Here is an 18,929-nt window from a genome sequence, read left to right on the forward strand (position 1 = left end):
AAACGACCCAATAAAAAACCGGCTTAGAGCCGGTTTTTTGTATCTGAATAAAGTCGTCAATTATAGAATAAGTTGCGATTAATCGTCTTATGTAGTGACCATATAAAAAACGCCGGCCTAAGCCAGCGTTCTGTATTACTACTTCGCTTTATGCGCGTCTGGATTGCCTTTGCAATCTCCGTTAATGCTTTTGCCGTACAAGTACAAACTGTGGTTTGTTAGTTGCACGTTGTAACGCTGAGCAATCTCTTTCTGTCTTTCTTCGATGATGTCATCAGAGAATTCGATCACTTCGCCACAATCTAAACATACAAGGTGGTCGTGGTGGTGCTGTGTAGAAAGTTCAAATACAGACTTGCCGCCTTCGAAGTGGTGACGAGTTACAATGCCAGCGTCATCGAATTGGTTAAGTACTCGATAAACGGTTGCAAGACCGATTTCTTCACCTAGGTCGATAAGCTTCTTATATAAATCTTCAGCACTAATATGTTGGCAGTCTGGCTGTTGTAATACTTCTAAAATTTTGAGCCGTGGAAGGGTCACTTTAAGACCTGCATCTTTTAGCGCTTGATTATTGTCTGACATATACTTTCCTGTTGATGATCTGCAGCAATTAACAGAATTCAATATTAATACCATTATAGTTTAGTCAGGCATAACAATAAACCACGAACTTCAAAGGGTTACTTACTGACATCACAATCTGTTTTGTAAATTGGAAGTATCTCACTTATAGTGGAGGTACGACCAGTCAAGGTGACGGTGTTTCTGATATGAACATGGAATGTTGTTATGAATAAGCAACTCGCAAAAATATATAAACCCAACATTGTAAAATTTGCTCTTAATATTTGGCCTCCCTTTTGGGGAGCGGGTATTCGAATAGCCCACATTAGCACTGACTTTAGGGTTGTTAAGACAGTACTTAAGCTACGCTGGTGGAATAAGAACGCCAATCGTACTCAATATGGCGGCAGTATCTTTTCTCTTACCGATCCCGTTTACTCATTGATGTTAATGGGAATTTTAGGTGAACGATATTATGTTTGGGATAAAGAAGCGAGCATTAACTTCATCAAGCCGGGGCAATCGGACTTGTATGCAGATTTTGAGATAAGGCAAGGGCAGCTTGACGATATCTATCGTCAGACGCAACTCGGTGAAAAGTGCTTCCCCGAATTTATTATTCACGTGAAAGATAAGCAGGGTAATGTGGTTTCAGAAATTCAACGCACCCTCTATGTAAGAAAGAAGCCGCAATTTAGAGATGATGATGAAGCATTAGAGGCTGAGTGCTAATTAATAGATTTTAAATAGCAAAAAACCTCCTATAAGGAGGTTTTTTCATATCTACATAATGGTTATTAACTGTAACAATTAACAACCACTAGAGAATTAGTCTTCTAGCTCTGCTAGGCACATCTCTTCGTGGATTTGTTTAACCCAGTTAGATACGCGCTCATCAGTTAGCTCAGGTTGACGGTCTTCATCGATACATAGGCCAACGAATTGGCTGTCATCGCCTTCAACTAAACCTTTCGATGCTTCGAATTCGTAGCCTTCAGTTGATGTGTGACCTAGGATAGTACCGCCTTTCGCTTCAACGATGTCACGGATAGTACCCATAGCATCACAGAAGTATTCTGCGTAATCTTCTTGGTCGCCACAACCAAAGATAGCAACAAGCTTAGTTGAGAAATCAATAGCTTCTAGCTCTGGGAAAAAGTCATCCCAATCACATTGTGCTTCGCCGTAGTACCACGTAGGGATACCAAGCAGCAGTAGATCGAAGTTATCGATATCTTCTTTGCTGCTTTTTGCAATGTCTTGAACGTGAACGAGCTGTTTGCTCAATTGCTTTTGAATCATCTTAGCAACAGCTTCAGTGTTACCTGTATCGCTACCAAAGAAGAGACCTACACTTGCCATAGAATCATTACCTTTCATTTTGTCTGTTGTCGGTGTAATAAAGTTCGGAAGAGAATCGTTAGATCCCAGTTCCTTCCCAGCTTAGTTGGATTATCCCTTTGGCGATAAAACCCGCACAGCCAAGGAAAAGTACTAACCATACGATGCGACGACCAAATGGAGGAACATTTCCCTGCTTGAGAACGTCCTTAATTGCCATACCGATTAAAAAGAAAATCGCGGCAAACAGGAGATCTAAACCAACAGATTCGATGATGTTCATGTAGTCGTAAAGCATGGGAACCTTATATACCAATTTTGCTTGGGCGCACTATATCACTGTTGTGAGATAAAGTTAATCTGCAGTAATTACACAGCTCTCATTTATCTGCACGAAAAAGCGCAGTTAAGCGATGAATTTTCTAATTGCTCTAAGTACTTCTGCTGGTTTTTCAGCATGCAGCCAGTGACCTGTGTTGGCAATGACATGCGCTTTTGCGTTAGAAAATTGCTGCTGAACGGCTGCTTGATGTTCTGCGGTGAGGTAATCTGAATCCCCACCTTTAATGAGCAAGGTTTTGACCGAGGTTTTCTCGATCGGTTCCCAACCAATAATATGTGGGTAGTTGCTCAATAACGAAGCAACATTGAAGCGCCATTCCATGATGCCTTGCTCTGTTTTGAACAAAGATTTGGTTAAAAACTGGCGAACGCCATCGATCTCGATATGTTTTGCGAGAACCTTGAGTGCATCTGAGCGTGAAGTCGGCTCTTCTTCTATCACGGCTTGCAGGCCTGCGAATACGTTGTCGTGGCGACTCTGAGTGTACGCGACCGGAGCCATATCCAAGACAATCAATTTATGCAGCGCAAGATGTTGTGTCAGTGCCATCGCTACTTTGCCACCCATCGAGTGACCAATCACAGTGACGTCTTCTGACTTAAGATCATGCAGCAGTTGAGCCACGTCTTGTGCCATCGCTTGATAGTTATGAGTGTCACTATGGAAGGATTGACCGTGGTTGCGGAGATCGATACTAAGTACCTGATGATCGGCTTTTAGATCCCTAGCGAGCAAGCCAAGGTTGTCCAGATTACCGAATAATCCATGGATCAAAACAATGGTGTGACCCTCACCTTCAATTTTATAGTTGAGCTGTACTGACATTTTTATCTTATTCATGGTGGGTTTGACGTAGAGTATCCGCGCGGATCTCGCTATAATCCCCCAGAGTTTAAACATTGAGATTGTGAAAAGCGAATGAAAACAATTGAGGTTGATGAGGACCTATACCGTTTTATTGCGGGTCAGACAGAACGTATTGGCGAAAGCGCTTCAGATATTCTGCGCCGCTTGTTACAGGTTGATAGCCAAGGCATGGCTCCGATCGAAGAGATCGTTGAGCCAAAAGGTATCGTTGTTAGCAAAGAGGTAGGCTTTACTCCAGAGAAGTTCGATGGCGTTAAAGAAATGCGCTCACTACTAATATCAGATGAGTTTGCATCACTAAAGAAAGCCATTGATCGTTTCATGCTTGTGTTATCAACACTGCATAAAATCGACCCTTTAAGCTTTTCAGAAGCAACTCAAGTAAAAGGCCGTAAGCGCGTTTACTTTGCAGATAACGAAGCGACGTTGCTAGCAAACGGCAACACGACTAAGCCTAAAGCTATTCCACAAAGTCCTTTTTGGGTTATTACTAATAACAATACAAGCCGAAAAAGACAGATGGTTGAGCAGCTTATGAGCCGCATGAATTTCCAAGCAGAATTGATAGAAAAAGTAACAGGTTCAATTTAACGAAATCTGATTTAAACCTCATAATATCCATGGATAAGAAGATATTATGAGGTTTTTTTGTTTTAAAATTTTATATATAAGGATGTCGAAAAATGGCTATGCACCCTCGTGCTGGGCAGAAAGCTCAGCAGGAAGATCTTCATAATATCCCGGCTTTAGTTGCTAACTATTTCTTACAGCAACCGGATGCTACGAACCCAGATCATAAAGTACTTTTCGGTACTTCAGGTCACCGCGGTACAGCAGACAAATCAACATTTAACGAAAACCACATTCTAGCAATTGCACAAGCGGTTGCTGAAGTTCGTGCCGAGCAAGGTACAACTGGCCCTCTTTTCTTAGGTAAAGATACTCACGCTCTATCTGAGCCTGCGTTCTCTACGGTTATCGAAGTGCTTGTAGCGAACGGTGTTGAAGTTATTATTCAAGAAAACAACGGCTTTACTCCAACACCTGGTATCTCGCACGCGATTCTTACGCACAACCTAGTGAATGACAAAAAAGCCGACGGCATTGTTATCACGCCTTCACATAACCCACCTCAAGACGGCGGTATTAAATACAACCCGACACACGGTGGCCCAGCTGAAGCTGAACTGACTCAAGCGATTGAAGACCGTGCGAACGTGATCATTGCTGAGCAAATGCAAGGTGTTAAGCGTACGCCTATCGCACAGGCTAAACAGTCTGAGCTAGTAAAAGAAGTTGACCTAGTCGCGCCATACGTCGCTGATTTGGTTAACGTCGTGGATATGGAAGCGATCCAGAAAGCAAACATCAAGATTGGTGTTGATCCACTGGGTGGCAGCGGTATTGATTACTGGCGTCAAATTGGTAAAGCGTACAATCTAGATCTTACTCTGGTAAGTGAAGCGGTTGACCCTTCATTCCAATTCATGTCTCTAGATAAAGATGGCGTAGTTCGTATGGACTGTTCTTCTCCATACGCAATGGCAGGCTTACTGGCGCTTAAAGACGAGTACGCTCTAGCATTTGGTAACGACCCAGATTACGATCGCCACGGTATCGTGACACCTAAAGGTTTGATGAATCCAAACCACTTCTTAGCGGTTTGTATTGATTACCTATACCGTAACCGTGAAGGTTGGGGTAAAGACGTTGCTGTTGGTAAGACACTAGTATCAAGTGCATTAATCGATCGCGTAGTTTCTGACTTAGGTCGCGAACTTTGTGAAGTGCCAGTTGGTTTCAAATGGTTCGTTGATGGCTTATACAACGGCCAGTTTGGTTTTGGTGGCGAAGAGAGCGCAGGTGCTTCTTTCCTACGTAAAGACGGTACGCCTTGGTCAACAGATAAAGACGGCCTGATTCTTTGCTTGCTTGCGGCTGAGATCACAGCAGTGACAGGTAAGAACCCACAAGAATACTACGAAGAACTTGCCGCTAAACACGGTGAATCTAAGTACAACCGTATTCAAGCGGTAGCAAATGGTGCACAGAAAGACGTGCTGAAGAAACTATCTCCAGAGATGGTTTCTGCTGAGACGTTGGCTGGTGATGCAATTACTGCACGCTTAACACACGCTCCAGGTAACGGTGCTGCGATTGGTGGCTTGAAAGTGACAACTGAGAACGGCTGGTTTGCTGCGCGTCCATCAGGCACTGAAGACATCTACAAGATCTACTGTGAAAGCTTTAAGGGTGAAGAGCACCTGAAAGCAATCGAAGCAGAAGCTCAAGAGATTGTTAACCAAGTATTTGCAGCCGCTGGCCTATAATCGAATCTCGATTACTAGAGTTGCTAAGTAAATAGAAGAAGGGTTGATGTGAAAGCATCAACCCTTTTTGTTTGTGTTAGTTACGTATAAGCGGGAAAAGGTAACTGAGTTAGCTCAGACGACTAACCGTGTGGCCAACTTTGTGGCATCACAAACCAGAATTGCCCCGACTTTGTTTGCCCATGGACGAAGCGATCACCGAACTCGGTGATCGGCTGACTGCTGAAATCATCCGTCCCTGCTGCCCATTGCTCTTTGGTGAGTGGATACAGTGGTTCACTGATTAAATGAGCCTGGTCTTGATAGCACCAAAAGCCGTTTACTTGGCTTGGGTTAATGTCATAGCCCAAGCATTTTGTCGGTATGTTTTGCTCTAAGAAAGGGTTGGTATATAGACGACCTTGCATCAGTAAGTGTTTTGAGTCGACATCGATTTCTGGATATTGCTCAACAAAGGCGGCAGAAGAGGACATTTCGAGTTGGTGGCTGAGCATCCTGTCGAGTTTCTTATCCAATTGGTCGTGAGAGTTGGGTCCAAACCATGTTTGTTCGTGGAGCAGATAAAACTTAATCGCCACTTCCCAATGTTCCAGCTTTTGGCTGCTCTCTTCTTTAAGAATAAAGTCGATTGCACCGAGAGTTCTGCCTTCCACATTGATCTGAATCTCGTCGTGCTTTATCGAGTAATTCGGCGAGGCAGCGATCACTTGCTCGCATAGATATTGGTAGAGGAAACCTAATCTAGGATTACCCTCATAAGTATGTGATGAGTCGATGGCATGGTTGCTAGAGAATGCACTGAGATCCGAAACCGGTGGCTTGATTTCTAGTAATGGCGGTGAGTCGATGACCCATTGGTAAAAACGTTGCAGTGCTGTCATCTCTTCCTCATAAACTCATCGTGGGGCTTTCGACATTCTACCCGTAAATTGATATAACGACGTTATTATAAAGGTAAGCTGGAAAGAAAAATGATTAACTTACAATTAGAAAAGCTACTTAACGAAAAACTGCAGCCACAGCAGATTAAAGATTACTGTCCTAATGGTCTTCAAGTTGAAGGCGCGACAGAAGTGAAGCGAATCGTTACTGGTGTAACAGCTTCTCAAGCCTTGATTGATAAAGCGGTAGAACTGAACGCAGACGCTTTGTTGGTTCATCACGGTTTCTTTTGGAAAGGTGAGTCAGAGGCAATTCGTGGCATGAAGGGCAAACGCATTCGCACTCTGATAAAGAATGACATTAACCTTTTGGGTTATCACTTACCTCTCGATATCCATCCTGAACTTGGTAACAACGCCAAACTCGCTGAACTGCTTGATATTGAAGTAGAAGGTGGCTTGGAAGGGCACCCACAATCGGTTGCTATGTTTGGTAGATTAAAGACACCGATGACCGGTGCTGAGTTTGCGGCAAAAATTGATCAAGTACTGAATCGTAAGCCGCTACATATTGCTCCTGAAAACGCAGATAAAATGATTGAAACGGTAGGTTGGTGTACTGGCGGCGGTCAAGATTACATTGAACTTGCAGCCTCTCAAGGTATCGACGCATTTATCTCTGGTGAAATTTCTGAGCGCACAACTTACTCGGCCCGCGAGCAAGACATCCATTATTTTGCTGCAGGTCACCATGCGACAGAACGCTACGGCGTGAAGGCACTAGGTGAGTGGTTAGCAAAAGAGCACTGCTTGGATGTTGAGTTTATCGATATCGATAACCCAGTTTAAGAGCAGATGCGAGATAAGGGGTACGATACGAGTCGAGTGTATGCGTCGTTCTCTAGAATTGAGCAGGTAACCTGTATAGTTTATCTGCTCGCTTAAGGAGATCCCCAACTCATTCGTCCCTCGTTCTTGGGGATGACGATATTATTTTATTCGTTCACTTCGCATTCTTGAGGATGACGGGGTTGAGAGCGTACAAAAGAAAAGGGGTTGATGTTCTCACATTAACCCCTTTTAACATTATGATTTATAGCAACTATTCACGTTCGTGAAGTGCTTTAAAGTCACGTTGTTCTTCACCAGTATATAGCTGACGAGGACGACCGATACGGTTCGTCGGATCGCTGTGCATTTCGTTCCAGTGAGCAATCCAACCGATGGTACGAGACATCGCGAAGATTACTGTAAACATAGATACTGGAATACCGATTGCTTTCAGAATGATACCTGAGTAGAAATCTACGTTCGGGTATAGCTTCTTAGAAACAAAGTACTCATCAGAAAGAGCGATACGCTCAAGTTCCATCGCTACGTCTAGAAGTGGATCTTGGATGTTTAGCTCTTTAAGCACTTCGTGACACGCTTCGCGCATTACTGTTGCACGTGGGTCGTAGTTCTTGTAAACACGGTGACCGAAGCCCATCAAACGGAATGGGTCATCTTTGTCTTTTGCTTTCGCAACGTATTCTTCAATGTTATTTACGCTACCGATCTCTTCAAGCATGCGCAGACAAGCTTCGTTTGCACCGCCGTGAGCTGGGCCCCAAAGTGATGCGATACCTGCTGCGATACACGCAAACGGGTTAGCACCAGATGAACCAGCAAGACGCACTGTAGACGTAGAAGCGTTCTGTTCGTGGTCAGCATGTAGAGTGAAAATCTTATCCATTGCACGAGCAACGATAGGGTTCACTTCATACTCTTCACATGGGTTTGCAAACATCATGTGTAAGAAGTTTTCTGCGTAGCCTAGGTCGTTACGTGGGTAGATAAACGGCTGACCGATTGAATATTTGTAACACATTGCAGCCAGTGTTGGCATTTTTGAAATCAGGCGGTATGCCGCAATTTCACGGTGTGTATCGTTGTTGACATCAAGTGAGTCGTGGTAGAACGCCGCTAGAGCGCCTACAACACCACACATTACAGCCATAGGGTGAGCGTCACGACGGAAGCCGTGGAAGAAACTAGCGATTTGCTCGTGCACCATAGTGTGACGTGTCACGGTAGTCTTGAACTTTTCGTACTCAGCTCGAGATGGGGCTTCACCGTAAAGAAGTATGTAACATACTTCTAAGTAATCAGCGTTATTGGCAAGTTGGTCGATTGGATAACCACGATGTAAAAGAATGCCTTTTCCACCGTCAATAAAAGTGATTTGAGACTCACAGGATGCAGTGGCAAGAAAACCAGGGTCAAAAGTGAAAAAACCATTAGAACCTAGTGTACGAACATCGATCACTGGAGTACCAAGTACACCTTCTGTAATCGGCAGCTCGATTGGCGCTTGACCTTCAATGTGAAGGGTAGCTTTCTTATCCGCCATAACAATCTCCTTTGTTTATTATTTAATCCGTCCAGGATGTTTATGTGCCATTTTTTTACTGGTCTTACGTGGGAAAGTCAATTTTTCTGAAGCTTTGTGTGCACTTGTTAGTGTTTTTTACATTAAATTCGTTAAAAATCTGGTCTGTGTAGCATTATTTGTTACATCAATTGTATTAGAATGTTGCCAGTCGTATAGTGACGCTGAAAAGTTTGGTTAAAACCTTATAAATGCAAGGCTAAGAAGAAATGTGAGGTGTCTTTCTTAATCGAGCAGTTAACAATTATTTTACAATTATCTAAGGCTCAACTTCAGTTATTTGTTAAGTTAATGTTAAATTTTGAAGGTTTACAATCAAATTTTGTCCATAACAATATCATAAGGTTATTTAATGACCATAATGCTCAATGGAGCTGAGTGAGCAAGCCCGTGAAAGAAAGAAAGACAAGACCTGTTAATTTAGATTTACAGACCATCCACTTTCCAATCACAGCAATAGCTTCCATCCTACACCGTGTGTCTGGGGTGATAACTTTTGTTGCGATTGGAATTTTGCTTTGGTTACTATCCATTTCCCTCTCATCCCCAGTAGGCTTTGCCGAAGCTAGCGACATTGTCGATGGTTTCTTCGTGAAGTTTATTCTGTGGGGCATTTTAACCGCTTTGGCTTACCACATTGCTGGTGGTATTCGTCACCTTCTTATGGACCTTGGTCACTTTGAAGAGCTGGAATCTGGCGCGAAGAGCGCTAAGGTTGCATTCGCAGCAACAGCGGTATTGTCTCTACTAGCGGGGATCTTAGTATGGTAAACAACGTTTTTACTTTTGGTCGTAATGGTGTCCACGATTATCTATTGATTCGTGCTACTGCCATCATTATGACGCTTTACACTATCTACCTAGTTAGCTTTTGTGCTTTCTCTGGTGATATCTCTTACGCATCTTGGACGCAATTCTTTGGTGGAACCTTCACTAAAGTCTTCACCATGTTAGCGCTTACTTCTGTTTTGGTTCACGCGTGGATCGGCCTATGGCAAGTACTAACTGACTACATCAAATGCGCAAAACTGCGTGGTGGTCTTCAAGTCGGTGTTGTTGCAGTTCTTCTTGGATATTTCTTCTCTGGTCTGTTTATTTTGTGGGGTGCGTAAGTGACTATTCCTGTTCGTGAGTTTGATGCCGTAGTGATCGGCGCTGGTGGTGCAGGTATGCGTGCCGCACTGCAAATTTCTGAGCAAGGCCTTTCTTGTGCATTGCTTTCTAAAGTTTTCCCTACTCGTTCTCATACGGTTTCAGCGCAAGGCGGCATCACTGTTGCTCTTGGTAACGCGCATGAAGACCATTGGGAACAACATATGTATGACACAGTAAAAGGTTCTGATTACATCGGTGACCAAGACGCTATCGAATACATGTGTAAAAACGGTCCTGAGTCGGTAATCGAACTCGAAAAAATGGGCCTGCCTTTCTCTCGTTTTGAGAACGGTACTATTTACCAGCGTCCTTTCGGTGGTCAATCTAAAAACTTTGGTGGTGAGCAAGCGGCTCGTACCGCAGCTGCAGCCGACCGTACTGGTCACGCACTGCTTCATACGCTTTACCAACAAAACATTAAACACAAAACGACGGTTTTCTCTGAGTGGTATGCACTGGATCTTGTTAAAAACGAAGATGGTGCAATTTTAGGTACTACCGCGCTTTGTATGGAAACGGGCGAGGTTTGCTACTTCAAAGCGAAGGCAACAATCCTTGCGACTGGTGGTGCTGGTCGTATCTACGCATCAACAACCAATGCACACATTAACACTGGTGACGGTGTTGGTATGGCGATTCGTGCTGGCGTTCCTATGCAAGACATCGAAATGTGGCAGTTCCACCCGACGGGTATCGCTGGTGCAGGTGTATTGGTAACGGAAGGTTGTCGTGGTGAAGGTGGTTACCTTCTCAATAAAGACGGCGAACGCTTCATGGAACGTTACGCACCAAACGCTAAAGACTTAGCGGGTCGTGATGTTGTTGCTCGTTCAATGATGGTTGAAATTCGTGAAGGTCGCGGTTGCGATGGCCCTTGGGGTCCACACATTAAGCTTAAGCTTGATCATCTAGGTAAAGAGACACTTGAATCTCGTCTTCCTGGTGTATGTGAACTTTCTCGTACCTTTGCTCACGTTGATCCAGTGAAAGAGCCAATCCCAGTAATCCCTACATGTCACTACATGATGGGTGGTGTTCCAACACAAGTTTCTGGTCAAGCTATTAAGCAAACCGAAGACGGCAACGATGTTGAAATCCAAGGTCTCTTTGCTTGTGGTGAAATCGCATCAGTATCAGTACATGGTGCCAACCGTCTAGGTGGTAACTCACTGCTTGATTTAGTGGTATTTGGTCGTGCGACAGGTCTACACCTAGGTGAGACACTGAAGAAGCAAGACGAAGCGAAACCTGCAACTGAAGCTGACATTGAGCGTTCACTAGAGCGTTACAACCGTTGGGAAAACAGCACAGACGGCGAAGATCCAGCGCAAATCCGTAAAGATCTTCAGCAATGTATGCAGAACAACTTCTCAGTATTCCGTGAAGGCAAAGCAATGGCTGAAGGCCTAGAAGAGCTAAAAGCGATTCGCGAGCGTCTGAAAAATGCACACCTATCTGATAAGTCTACAGAGTTCAACACTCAACGTATCGAGTGTCTAGAGCTTGAAAACTTGATGGAAACGGCATTCGCAACGGCTGTTGCTGCAAATTTCCGTACAGAGAGCCGTGGCGCACACGCTCGATTCGATTTCCCTGACCGTGATGATGAGCAATGGCTATGCCACTCACTTTACAACCCAGAGTCAGAGAGCATGACTAAGCGTGGTGTAAACATGGAACCTATCCATCGTGAAGCGTTCCCACCAAAAGCACGTACGTACTAAGGAGATATGACCATGAAACTGAATTTCTCTTTATATCGTTATAATCCAGATGTCGACCAGAAACCTTATATGAAGGAATACACTCTAGAAGTGGATGAAGGTTCAGACATGATGCTTTTGGATGCGCTTATTCTGTTGAAAGAGCAAGATCCAACAATCTCATTCCGTCGCTCATGCCGTGAAGGTGTATGTGGCTCGGATGGTTTGAACATGAACGGTAAAAATGGCCTAGCGTGTATCACGCCATTGTCTGCGCTTTCGGGCCAAGACAAGATTGTGATTCGCCCACTGCCTGGCTTACCCGTTGTTCGTGACCTGATTGTAGACATGACTCAGTTCTACGATAACTACGAAAAAGTGAAGCCATTCTTAGTGTCTGATGGCAATGTGCCACCGGCTCGTGAAAACTTACAAAGCCCTGATGAGCGTGCTCATTTAGATGGATTGTACGAATGTATCATGTGTGCATGTTGTACAACGTCATGCCCATCATTCTGGTGGAACCCTGACAAATTCATCGGACCAGCAGGCCTGCTTGCAGCGTACCGTTGGCTAATTGATAGCCGAGATACAGCGACAGACGAACGTTTGTCCGATCTTGATGATGCATTTAGCGTTTTTCGTTGCCATGGCATCATGAATTGTGTAAGTGTTTGTCCTAAGGGATTAAATCCGACGAAAGCTATTGGTCACATCAAGACCATGCTAGTGAATCGTTCGGTTTAAGTTATATAAAAATTGCCGCCCTAGAAGTTTTGGGGCGGCCTTTTAATAGCTCGGCATAGACCGCAGCAAACGTGAAAACTACTGGTTAAGGGAAAATATGCACAACGGCGTGATGAAGGCATGGCTCGAGTCTTCACACTTGGCTGGCGCCAATGCAACGTACGTAGAAGAACTCTATGAACTGTATCTAAGTGACCCAGATTCGGTAAGTGACGAATGGAGAAGTGTTTTTGAAGAACTGCCTGTGCAAGCTTCAGAGACAGTGGAACAACCACACTCTCGTGTTCGTGAATACTTCCGTCGACTCGCTCAAGAAACAAAGCATTACAGTGTCCAAGTTAGTGATCCAGATGTCGATGCGAAACAAGTAAAGGTTCTGCAACTTATTAATGCCTATCGATTCCGAGGGCATCAAGCAGCAAATCTAGACCCCCTAGGTTTATGGAAAAGAGCGACAGTTGATGAACTGGACCCTTCTTTCCACACTCTTACCGAAGATGACCTCAATGAGACGTTCAACGTCGGCTCTTACGCCATTGGCCAAGAGACGATGGTGCTTAAAGATCTCTACAAATCTCTAAAGCAAACGTATTGTGGCTCTATTGGTGCTGAATACATGCACATGACAAATACAGAGCAAAAGCGTTGGATCCAACAACGTTTAGAGTCTGTATCTGGTCAACCCTCTTTCAACAAAGAAGAAAAGCAAGCTTTCCTAGAAGAGCTAACTGCTGCTGAAGGTCTTGAGCGCTATCTTGGTGCGAAATTCCCAGGCGCAAAACGCTTCTCGTTGGAAGGTGGTGATGCTCTTATCCCAATGACGAAAGAAATTATTCGTCATGCTGGCGGACAAGGCATGCGTGAAGTTGTTGTTGGTATGGCTCACCGTGGTCGTCTAAACATGTTGGTCAACGTGCTTGGTAAAAAGCCACAAGACCTGTTTGACGAGTTTGCGGGCAAGCACGATGACACGTGGGGTACTGGTGATGTGAAATACCACCAAGGCTTCTCTGCGGACTTCGCAACGCCAGGCGGCAACGTTCACTTAGCACTAGCATTTAACCCATCTCACTTAGAAATCGTAAACCCGGTAGTTATCGGTTCAGTACGTGCACGTCAAGATCGCCTTGGTGATAATGATGGTAGCCGTGTACTTCCAATTACTATCCACGGTGACTCAGCTATCGCTGGTCAGGGTGTAGTACAAGAGACGTTTAACATGTCTCAAGCTCGTGGTTTCTGTGTAGGTGGTACGGTTCGTATCGTTGTAAACAACCAAGTTGGTTTTACAACGTCTAACCCTCGCGATACACGCTCTACGATGTACTGTACCGATATCGCGAAGATGGTTCAGGCTCCGATTTTCCACGTTAACTCTGATGATCCAGAAGCGGTTGCGTTTGTTGCGCGTCTTGCATTGGATTACCGTAATACGTTTAAGCGTGATGTTGTTATTGATTTGGTTTGTTACCGTCGCCACGGTCACAATGAAGCCGATGAGCCGAATGCAACACAGCCTTTGATGTACCAAAAAATCAAGAAGCACCCAACACCACGTAAGCTTTACGCTGACGTGCTAATGGAGCGCGGTGAGTTTGGTATTGATACAGCAACTCAGCTAGTTAACGAATATCGTGATGCACTTGATCACGGTGAAGTTGTGGTTAAAGAGTGGCGTCCAATGGCACTTCACTCAGTAGACTGGTCTCCTTACCTAGGTCACGACTGGAACATCGAGTGGGATAACAAGATTGATATCGAGCGCCTGAAAGAGCTTGGTACCAAACTTTGTCAATACCCGGACAGCCACAAGCTGCAAAGCCGAGTCAATAAACTGTACAACGATCGTACTGCCATGGTGAATGGTGAGAAACAAGTCGATTGGGGTATGGCTGAAACTCTGGCATACGCAACACTTGTTGACGACGGTAAGCGTATTCGTATCTCAGGCCAAGATTCAGGTCGTGGTACGTTCTTCCACCGTCACTCAGTACTGCACAATCAATCAGATGCAAGCACGTATGTTCCTCTTGCGAACATTCATGATAAACAAGGGCCATTCCAAGTGTTTGACTCTGTGTTATCTGAAGAAGCGGTACTCGCATTTGAGTATGGTTACGCGACAGCAGAGCCAAGCGGTCTAACCCTTTGGGAAGCTCAATTTGGTGACTTCGCAAACGGTGCACAAGTTGTTATCGACCAATTCATTTCATCAGGTGAGCAAAAGTGGGCACGTCTATGTGGTCTAACTATGCTGCTTCCTCACGGTTATGAAGGCCAAGGCCCGGAGCACTCTTCTGCACGTCTTGAGCGTTACCTTCAGTTATGTGCTGAACAAAACATGCAGGTTGTTGTTCCTTCAACACCAGCTCAGGTTTACCACATGATTCGCCGTCAGGTTGTTCGACCAATGCGTCGTCCACTGATTGTAATGTCACCTAAGTCATTGCTTCGTCACCCTCTGTGTACTTCTTCTCTTGAAGATTTGGCAGAAGGCACGTTCCAACCAGCTATCGCAGAAATTGATGATCTGGCTCCTGAGAACGTAAAACGCGTCGTGTTCTGTTCAGGTAAGGTTTACTTTGACCTGCTTGACCAAAGACGTAAGAACGAGCAAGACGATGTCGCTATTGTACGTATTGAGCAACTTTACCCGTTCCCTTATGAGGACGTGAGAGCTGCCATCGCACAGTACACAAATGTAGTCGATTACGTTTGGTGTCAAGAAGAGCCACAAAACCAAGGTGCTTGGTACAGTAGCCAACATAATTTCCGAGCTGCTATCCCAGTAGGTGCTGATATTCAATACGCAGGTCGTCCTGCATCAGCATCACCAGCTGTTGGCTATATGTCAGTACACTTGAAACAACAAAAAGCGTTAGTTGACGACGCTTTGACCCTACTTAAGAACTAGAAGTAAAAGGAAAATACGCACATGACAATTGAAATTCTGGTTCCAGATTTACCTGAATCTGTGGCTGATGCAACAGTTGCTACTTGGCACAAAAAACCGGGCGAAGCGGTTGCACGTGATGAAGTCATTGTAGATATCGAAACAGATAAAGTAGTTCTAGAAGTACCGGCTCCTGAAGCGGGTGTTCTGGAAGCTATCATCGAAGAAGAGGGTGCTACGGTACTTTCTAAGCAGCTTTTGGCTAAAATCAAGCCGGGTGCTGTCGCTGGTGAACCAACGAAAGACACCACTGAAGATACAGAAGCATCTCCTGATAAGCGCCATAAAGCTGCGCTAACAGAAGAGAACAACGACGCACTAAGCCCAGCTGTTCGTCGCCTGCTTGCTGAGCACAACCTACAACCAGCTGACGTTAAAGGCACTGGTGTTGGTGGTCGTATTACTCGTGAAGACATCGACGCACACCTAGCAGCAGCGAAAGCGGCTCCGGCAGCAGCATCTGCACCAGCAGTTGAAGCGCCAGCAGCGGCTCGCAGCCAAAAACGCGTGCCTATGACTCGCCTGCGTAAGACAGTTGCAAACCGTCTTCTAGAAGCGAAAAACAGCACAGCAATGCTGACTACTTTCAACGAAGTGAACATGAAGCCAATCATGGACCTTCGTAAGCAGTACAAAGACCAATTCGAGAAACGTCACGATACGCGTCTTGGCTTCATGTCTTTCTACGTGAAAGCAGTAACAGAAGCACTGAAGCGTTTCCCTGAAGTGAACGCTTCTATTGATGGTACAGATATCGTTTACCACAACTACTTCGACATCAGCATGGCGGTATCTACGCCACGTGGTCTAGTGACTCCAGTACTTAAAGACTGTGACACACTAGGTTTCGCTGATATCGAAAAAGGCATCAAAGAGCTAGCAATCAAAGGCCGTGACGGCAAGCTAACGGTTGATGAACTGATGGGTGGTAACTTCACTATCACAAACGGTGGTGTATTTGGTTCTCTAATGTCTACGCCAATCATCAACCCACCTCAAGCGGCAATTTTGGGTATGCACAAAATCCAAGACCGTCCAATGGCTGTTGATGGCAAGGTAGAGATTCTACCAATGATGTACCTAGCGCTTTCTTACGACCACCGTCTAATCGATGGCCGTGAATCAGTTGGCTTCCTAGTGACCATCAAAGAGCTTCTAGAAGATCCTGCACGTCTGCTATTAGACGTTTAGTATCGCTAAAACGTCTAGTTAACCCCGTTAGCTAGACGTAAAAAGTTTCAAAGGCTAGGCTGCTCAACGTCTGGCCTTCAATTGAACTGTAAAGCCATTAGAAAATGGACAGCAGTTGTTTTGAGAAGACCCTACAGACGTAACACAGGAAACTGTGTCGTTATGGAAATAATAATCCCTTAAGGGAAAATAAACGGAATATCAAAATGAATTTGCATGAATACCAAGCCAAACAGCTGTTTGCAGAATTCGGTTTGCCTGTACCAGAAGGTTTCGCATGTGATACTGCACAAGAAGCTTTCGAAGCTGCAGGTCGTATCAGTACAGCCAAGAAAGTCGTTAAGTGTCAAGTACATGCTGGTGGCCGCGGTAAAGCGGGCGGCGTAGAGCTACATGACACCAAAGAAGGCGTTAAAGAGTTTGCACAAAAGTGGCTAGGTAAAAACCTAGTGACTTACCAAACAGACGCTAATGGTCAGCCTGTAACAAAGATCCTAGTTGAAGAAGCATCAAACATTGCTAACGAACTTTACCTAGGTGCTGTTGTTGACCGCGCAACGCGTAAAATTGTATTCATGGCGTCAACTGAAGGCGGTGTGGACATTGAGAAAATCGCTGAAGAAACTCCAGAGTTGATTCACCAATCAGCGATCGATCCTCTAGTAGGCCCTCAAGCTTACCAAGGCCGTGAACTTGCGTTCAAACTTGGTCTAGTTGGCGATCAAATCAAACAGTTCGTTAAGATCTTCATGGGTCTTGGACAAATGTTCTCTCAGTACGACCTAGCTCTACTAGAAATCAACCCGCTTGTAATTACTGGCGAAGGCAACCTGCTTTGTCTAGACGGCAAGATCAACATCGACTCAAACGCGATGTACCGTCAGCCTAAACTACGTGAAATGCACGATCCATCTCAAGAAGATGAGCGCGAAGCACACGCAGCACAGTGGGAACTGAACTACGTAGCACTAGATGGTAACGTTGGCTGTATGGTTAACGGTGCAGGCCTTGCGATGGGTACGATGGATATCGTAAACCTACACGGCGGCAAGCCAGCAAACTTCCTTGATGTAGGCGGCGGCGCGACAAAAGAACGTGTAGCTGAAGCATTCAAGATCATCCTTTCTGATGACAATGTTAAAGCAGTACTCGTAAACATTTTCGGTGGCATCGTTCGTTGTGACATGATCGCTGAAGGTATTATCGGTGCAGTTAAAGAAGTCGGCGTAACAGTTCCTGTAGTTGTTCGTCTAGAAGGTACAAACGCAGACCTAGGTCGCGAAGTACTTGCTAATTCTGATGTTGATATCATTGCAGCTGAATCTCTAACAGATGCTGCTCAGAAAGTTGTTGCTGCTGCGGAGGCTAAATAATGTCTGTATTAATTAACAAAGACACTAAAGTAATCTGTCAGGGTTTCACTGGCGGTCAAGGTACATTCCACTCAGACCAAGCTATCGCATACGGTACGCAAATGGTTGGTGGTGTTTCACCTGGTAAAGGTGGTCAAACTCACCTAGGCCTTCCAGTATTCAACACAGTACGTGAAGCGGTAGAAGTAACTGGCGCAACAGCAACAGTTATCTACGTACCAGCTCCTTTCTGTAAAGATGCAATCCTAGAAGCGATTGATGCAGGTATCGAACTGATCGTAACGATCACTGAAGGTATCCCTACAACAGATATGATCGACGTTAAAGTGAAGCTAGAAGAAACTGGCGTTCGCATGATCGGTCCTAACTGTCCAGGTCTTATCACTCCAGACGAGTGTAAGATTGGTATCATGCCTGGTCACATCCACAAGAAGGGTAAAGTAGGCATCGTATCTCGCAGCGGTACTCTGACGTACGAAGCAGTTAAGCAAACAACAGATGAAGGCTTTGGTCAGTCTACATGTGTTGGTATCGGTGGTGACCCTATCCCAGGTTCAAACTTCATTGATATCCTAAAACTTTTCCAAGAAGACCCAGAAACTGAAGCAATCGTAATGATTGGTGAAATCGGTGGTACTGCGGAAGAAGAAGCGGCTGAGTTCATCAAAGCAAACGTAACTAAGCCAGTTGTATCTTACATCGCTGGTGTTACTGCTCCTCCGGGCAAACGTATGGGCCACGCAGGCGCAATCATCTCAGGCGGTAAAGGTACTGCTGAAGATAAATTCGCAGCGCTAGAAGCAGCAGGCGTTAAGACTGTTAAGTCTCTTGCTGACATAGGTAAAGGCCTACGTGAAATCACGGGTTGGTAATCAGCTGGCTTTTATCGATTGAGATAGAAGTTAACTGAACGATATTAAAAAGGCTTGGTCACTGACCAAGCCTTTTTTATGGTGCGCCGAGCATGGCGTTGATCTAGGAGGTGAAAGTCCTCTACGGGCTCAGTCGAGCGAGAACCGTTAGCCTATGCAAGGGTGTTCACCGTGA

At 45.0% G+C, this 18,929-nt stretch carries 18 protein-coding genes; 12 read left to right on the plus strand and 6 right to left on the minus strand.

Annotated features, from left to right (window positions below; genetic code table 11):
• Positions 1 to 138: 138 nt before the first annotated feature.
• Complete coding sequence (gene fcrX, locus F0229_RS17840) at positions 139 to 585, minus strand: ferric iron uptake transcriptional regulator FcrX (RefSeq protein ID WP_017061956.1); 447 nt, start codon at positions 583 to 585, stop codon at positions 139 to 141.
• Positions 586 to 792: 207 nt separating this feature from the next.
• On the opposite strand from fcrX, the gene F0229_RS17845 reads away from it, so the two are divergent.
• Positions 793 to 1,299: a DUF4442 domain-containing protein gene (locus F0229_RS17845; RefSeq protein ID WP_017061955.1), complete on the plus strand. Its 507-nt coding sequence runs from the start codon at positions 793 to 795 to the stop codon at positions 1,297 to 1,299.
• A 96-nt stretch (positions 1,300 to 1,395) separates the two neighbouring features.
• Here F0229_RS17845 and fldA read toward each other — a convergent pair whose 3' ends face one another.
• The 3 genes from fldA to F0229_RS17860 all read right to left on the minus strand — a co-directional run bounded on the left by fldA (position 1,396) and on the right by F0229_RS17860 (position 3,076).
• Positions 1,396 to 1,929 carry a flavodoxin FldA gene (fldA, locus tag F0229_RS17850; RefSeq protein WP_010436745.1) on the minus strand — a complete coding sequence of 178 codons (534 nt, stop codon included), beginning with the start codon at positions 1,927 to 1,929 and terminating at the stop codon, positions 1,396 to 1,398.
• 58 nt (positions 1,930 to 1,987) lie between these two features.
• Entirely contained in the window at positions 1,988 to 2,206 is a 219-nt protein-coding gene (locus tag F0229_RS17855) for a DUF2788 domain-containing protein (protein ID WP_004737900.1), read from the minus strand.
• Positions 2,207 to 2,314: 108 nt separating this feature from the next.
• Positions 2,315 to 3,076, minus strand: a complete 762-nt coding sequence (locus tag F0229_RS17860; protein WP_017061954.1) for an alpha/beta fold hydrolase — start codon at positions 3,074 to 3,076, stop codon at positions 2,315 to 2,317.
• 93 nt (positions 3,077 to 3,169) lie between these two features.
• Between F0229_RS17860 and seqA the strand changes: the two genes are divergently transcribed.
• Both seqA and pgm read left to right on the plus strand, forming a co-directional pair.
• On the plus strand, positions 3,170 to 3,709 hold the full coding sequence (gene seqA, locus F0229_RS17865; protein ID WP_017061953.1) for a replication initiation negative regulator SeqA: 540 nt from the start codon (positions 3,170 to 3,172) through the stop codon (positions 3,707 to 3,709).
• Between the two features lie 92 nt (positions 3,710 to 3,801).
• Positions 3,802 to 5,448: a phosphoglucomutase (alpha-D-glucose-1,6-bisphosphate-dependent) gene (gene pgm, locus F0229_RS17870; RefSeq protein WP_017061952.1), complete on the plus strand. Its 1,647-nt coding sequence runs from the start codon at positions 3,802 to 3,804 to the stop codon at positions 5,446 to 5,448.
• Positions 5,449 to 5,570: 122 nt separating this feature from the next.
• On the opposite strand, the gene F0229_RS17875 is transcribed toward pgm, so the two are convergent.
• Positions 5,571 to 6,329 (minus strand): DUF1853 family protein, encoded by a 759-nt coding sequence (locus tag F0229_RS17875; RefSeq protein WP_017061951.1) that lies wholly within the window; start codon positions 6,327 to 6,329, stop codon positions 5,571 to 5,573.
• A 90-nt stretch (positions 6,330 to 6,419) separates the two neighbouring features.
• Between F0229_RS17875 and F0229_RS17880 the strand changes: the two genes are divergently transcribed.
• Positions 6,420 to 7,178, plus strand: coding sequence for a Nif3-like dinuclear metal center hexameric protein (locus F0229_RS17880; RefSeq protein WP_136973706.1), 759 nt, complete (start codon positions 6,420 to 6,422; stop codon positions 7,176 to 7,178).
• Positions 7,179 to 7,431: 253 nt separating this feature from the next.
• Here the strand turns inward: F0229_RS17880 and F0229_RS17885 are convergent, their stop codons facing one another.
• A complete protein-coding gene (locus F0229_RS17885) occupies positions 7,432 to 8,721 on the minus strand; it encodes a citrate synthase (RefSeq protein ID WP_171733380.1) in 1,290 nt (429 codons plus the stop codon).
• Between the two features lie 417 nt (positions 8,722 to 9,138).
• Between F0229_RS17885 and sdhC the strand changes: the two genes are divergently transcribed.
• The 8 genes from sdhC (at position 9,139) to sucD (ending at position 18,754) form a co-directional block, all read left to right on the plus strand.
• Positions 9,139 to 9,531, plus strand: a complete 393-nt coding sequence (sdhC, locus tag F0229_RS17890; protein ID WP_017061948.1) for a succinate dehydrogenase cytochrome b556 subunit — start codon at positions 9,139 to 9,141, stop codon at positions 9,529 to 9,531.
• Positions 9,525 to 9,872: a succinate dehydrogenase, hydrophobic membrane anchor protein gene (sdhD, locus tag F0229_RS17895; protein WP_171733381.1), complete on the plus strand. Its 348-nt coding sequence runs from the start codon at positions 9,525 to 9,527 to the stop codon at positions 9,870 to 9,872. Before sdhC ends, sdhD begins: the two co-directional genes overlap by 7 nt.
• Positions 9,873 to 11,639: a succinate dehydrogenase flavoprotein subunit gene (gene sdhA, locus F0229_RS17900; RefSeq protein WP_017061947.1), complete on the plus strand. Its 1,767-nt coding sequence runs from the start codon at positions 9,873 to 9,875 to the stop codon at positions 11,637 to 11,639.
• Between the two features lie 12 nt (positions 11,640 to 11,651).
• Entirely contained in the window at positions 11,652 to 12,365 is a 714-nt protein-coding gene (locus tag F0229_RS17905) for a succinate dehydrogenase iron-sulfur subunit (RefSeq protein ID WP_010436773.1), read from the plus strand.
• A gap of 97 nt (positions 12,366 to 12,462) precedes the next feature.
• Positions 12,463 to 15,279: a 2-oxoglutarate dehydrogenase E1 component gene (sucA, locus tag F0229_RS17910; protein WP_017061946.1), complete on the plus strand. Its 2,817-nt coding sequence runs from the start codon at positions 12,463 to 12,465 to the stop codon at positions 15,277 to 15,279.
• 21 nt (positions 15,280 to 15,300) lie between these two features.
• Positions 15,301 to 16,509: a 2-oxoglutarate dehydrogenase complex dihydrolipoyllysine-residue succinyltransferase gene (odhB, locus tag F0229_RS17915; RefSeq protein WP_017056410.1), complete on the plus strand. Its 1,209-nt coding sequence runs from the start codon at positions 15,301 to 15,303 to the stop codon at positions 16,507 to 16,509.
• A gap of 206 nt (positions 16,510 to 16,715) precedes the next feature.
• Positions 16,716 to 17,882: an ADP-forming succinate--CoA ligase subunit beta gene (gene sucC / locus F0229_RS17920; protein ID WP_010436793.1), complete on the plus strand. Its 1,167-nt coding sequence runs from the start codon at positions 16,716 to 16,718 to the stop codon at positions 17,880 to 17,882.
• A complete protein-coding gene (sucD, locus tag F0229_RS17925) occupies positions 17,882 to 18,754 on the plus strand; it encodes a succinate--CoA ligase subunit alpha (RefSeq protein WP_004734209.1) in 873 nt (290 codons plus the stop codon). The genes sucC and sucD overlap by 1 nt, the downstream gene beginning before the upstream one ends.
• Positions 18,755 to 18,929: the final 175 nt, after the last annotated feature.

It is taken from the genome of Vibrio sp. AIC-3 (assembly GCF_013114515.1).
Classification (GTDB): Bacteria; Pseudomonadota; Gammaproteobacteria; order Enterobacterales; family Vibrionaceae; genus Vibrio; species Vibrio crassostreae_C.

Excerpts from the sequence above, each read along its gene's own strand:
- fcrX (WP_017061956.1), bottom strand. The coding sequence starts at position 585 with ATGTCAGACAATAATCAAGCGCTAAAAGATGCAGGTCTTAAAGTGACC.
- F0229_RS17845 (WP_017061955.1), top strand. The coding sequence starts at position 793 with ATGAATAAGCAACTCGCAAAAATATATAAACCCAACATTGTAAAATTT.
- fldA (WP_010436745.1), bottom strand. The coding sequence starts at position 1,929 with ATGGCAAGTGTAGGTCTCTTCTTTGGTAGCGATACAGGTAACACTGAA.
- F0229_RS17855 (WP_004737900.1), bottom strand. The coding sequence starts at position 2,206 with ATGCTTTACGACTACATGAACATCATCGAATCTGTTGGTTTAGATCTC.
- F0229_RS17860 (WP_017061954.1), bottom strand. The coding sequence starts at position 3,076 with ATGTCAGTACAGCTCAACTATAAAATTGAAGGTGAGGGTCACACCATT.
- seqA (WP_017061953.1), top strand. The coding sequence starts at position 3,170 with ATGAAAACAATTGAGGTTGATGAGGACCTATACCGTTTTATTGCGGGT.
- pgm (WP_017061952.1), top strand. The coding sequence starts at position 3,802 with ATGGCTATGCACCCTCGTGCTGGGCAGAAAGCTCAGCAGGAAGATCTT.
- F0229_RS17875 (WP_017061951.1), bottom strand. The coding sequence starts at position 6,329 with ATGACAGCACTGCAACGTTTTTACCAATGGGTCATCGACTCACCGCCA.
- F0229_RS17880 (WP_136973706.1), top strand. The coding sequence starts at position 6,420 with ATGATTAACTTACAATTAGAAAAGCTACTTAACGAAAAACTGCAGCCA.
- F0229_RS17885 (WP_171733380.1), bottom strand. The coding sequence starts at position 8,721 with ATGGCGGATAAGAAAGCTACCCTTCACATTGAAGGTCAAGCGCCAATC.
- sdhD (WP_171733381.1), top strand. The coding sequence starts at position 9,525 with ATGGTAAACAACGTTTTTACTTTTGGTCGTAATGGTGTCCACGATTAT.
- F0229_RS17905 (WP_010436773.1), top strand. The coding sequence starts at position 11,652 with ATGAAACTGAATTTCTCTTTATATCGTTATAATCCAGATGTCGACCAG.
- sucA (WP_017061946.1), top strand. The coding sequence starts at position 12,463 with ATGCACAACGGCGTGATGAAGGCATGGCTCGAGTCTTCACACTTGGCT.
- odhB (WP_017056410.1), top strand. The coding sequence starts at position 15,301 with ATGACAATTGAAATTCTGGTTCCAGATTTACCTGAATCTGTGGCTGAT.
- sucC (WP_010436793.1), top strand. The coding sequence starts at position 16,716 with ATGAATTTGCATGAATACCAAGCCAAACAGCTGTTTGCAGAATTCGGT.
- sucD (WP_004734209.1), top strand. The coding sequence starts at position 17,882 with ATGTCTGTATTAATTAACAAAGACACTAAAGTAATCTGTCAGGGTTTC.